The organism is Pseudomonas endophytica, from assembly GCF_001411475.1.
Taxonomy (GTDB): Bacteria; Pseudomonadota; Gammaproteobacteria; order Pseudomonadales; family Pseudomonadaceae; genus Aquipseudomonas; species Aquipseudomonas endophytica.
The window spans coordinates 1-1,962 of the sequence record NZ_LLWH01000136.1 but is presented as its reverse complement, the minus strand read 5'-3'; the positions used below and the strand labels follow the sequence as shown (position 1 = coordinate 1,962).

At 59.4% G+C, this 1,962-nt stretch carries 1 protein-coding gene and 1 pseudogene; both read left to right on the top strand.

Features of this window, described 5'->3' with window-relative positions; genetic code table 11:
- Nucleotides 1-1,302: penicillin-binding protein 1C (locus tag AQS70_RS09975; RefSeq protein ID WP_479551601.1), on the top strand; the 1,302-nt coding region annotated here is incomplete at its 5' end.
- Between the two features lie 365 nt (nucleotides 1,303-1,667).
- Nucleotides 1,668-1,962, top strand: a pseudogene (locus AQS70_RS09970) (collagen-like triple helix repeat-containing protein); the annotation flags it as partial.

Below are 1,962 nucleotides of genomic sequence, written 5' to 3'. Positions count from 1 at the left end.
TTGTATGGCATGGCGCTGGATGCCGGGCTGATTCACTCCGAATCATTGCTGCAAGACGTGCCGCGCCGCTATGGCGATTACCGGCCCGGTAACTTTTCGATGGGCTTTAGTGGGCCAGTGTCGGCCAGCTCGGCATTGGCGTTGTCCCTTAACTTGCCCGCCGTGCAACTGCTCGAAGCCTATGGCCCCAAGCGCTTTGCGGCAGACCTGCGCAACGGTGGTGTACCGCTGAGTTTGCCAGCGCTGGCCGAGCCTAACTTGGCGTTGATTTTGGGCGGCGCCGGGAGCCGTCTGGAAGACGTGGTCAGCGGTTACAGCGCGCTGGCGCGAGACGGTAAAAGCGCCAAATTGCGCCTGCAACCTCAGGATGAACTGATTGAGCGGCGCATGCTGTCGCCGGGTTCAGCGTGGATCATCCGGCGTATTTTGAGTGGCCAAGCGCGACCGGATCGTGACCCTAATGCCGAGCTGGTACAGCGCCCTGCCTTGGCCTGGAAGACCGGCACCAGTTATGGCTTTCGAGATGCGCTGGCGGTGGGTGTGGGCCCGCGTTACTTGATCGGCGTGTGGATCGGCCGCCCAGATGGGACGCCGGTGCCGGGGCAGTTTGGCCTAGCCTCGGCGGCGCCACTGATGCTGCAAGTCCACGATGTGTTGAGCAACCGCGACAGTCAGCGCGCAATTATCGCCCCGGTGCAGCCTGTGCCGAGTTCCGTGGGCGTGGCAGCAATTTGTTGGCCGCAGGGGCAGCCGCTGAGTAAGCGCGACCCCAACTGCCGTCGTCAGCGTTTCGCCTGGACGCTGGATCACACCACGCCGCCGACTTTGCTGGCAGCCGATCAACCGTTGGGCGTGGGTTTGCGCGAAACCCTTTGGGTTGACGCGCAAGGTCTACGCGTCAGTGCGCAATGCCCCGGCGCGCAACCGCGTGAGGTCGTGTTGTGGCCTGCGCCCCTAGAGCCTTGGTTGCCGAGGGTTGAACGGCGTGAAGCTCGCTTGCCACCAGCGTCGACACAATGCCCGCCACCCGCGTTGAACGCGGTCACGGCGCTGTCGATTGTGGGCGTGCGCGAAGGTGATCGTTTGCGGCGCCCGGCGGCGAGTCAGGCTTCACTGCGCTTGACGCTGTCAGCGTTGGGGGGCGACGGCCGCCGCTGGTGGTTCCTCAATGGCGCCCCACTGGGCGACAGCGGGCATCAGGAATCGCTGAATACAACACTTGAACAGCCTGGCCGTTATGAGCTGAGCGTGCTGGATGAAAGCGGACAAACCGCCCGGGTTGAATTCAGCGTTGTGGAGTAAACCCTCATCCGTGCATCCAGAAGATGCACTGTAGGAGCTGCCGCAGGCTGCGATCTTTTGATCGTTAAAAACAAAAGATCGCAGCCTTCGGCAGCTCCTACCATTAATTGCGGTTATCACTTTAGTAATAAGTGTTGTTATGACGTGTTTGTTTATTTATTAACGTATTGATTTGTAATGTTTATTTGTAAGCCGCAGTGCGTCATTCACTGCCCTAAAACTCCGGTTATATAAAGGCTTAATACCAAGTTGTAAATTGTTAGATGCTCGGCACAGCGGTGTGATGTAGCCACAGACGAAGGTATCTCTGACGTTAGAGCAGAGAGCGTTCGAACTTAGGCGAATCAGGTGCAAGGTAATTAATCATGAACACTCAACTGTGGTTAAAAACAAGTACAGCTCTTTTGTTGGTCATGACTGTCAGCCTCACAGGCTGCCATGGCGGCGGTGGCGGCTCTAAAAGCCATGTTGAAGCAAGTGCGCCCGATGACGGTGCTGGCGGTGGTGACGGTGGCGGTGATAACGGCGGCGGCAATGGCGGTGGCGACGGTGGTGGTAATAACGGCGGCGGCAAGGGTGGTGGCGACGGCGGTGGTAATAACGGCGGCGGCAATGGTGGCGGCGACGGCGGCGGTAATAACGGCGGCGGCAATGGTGGAG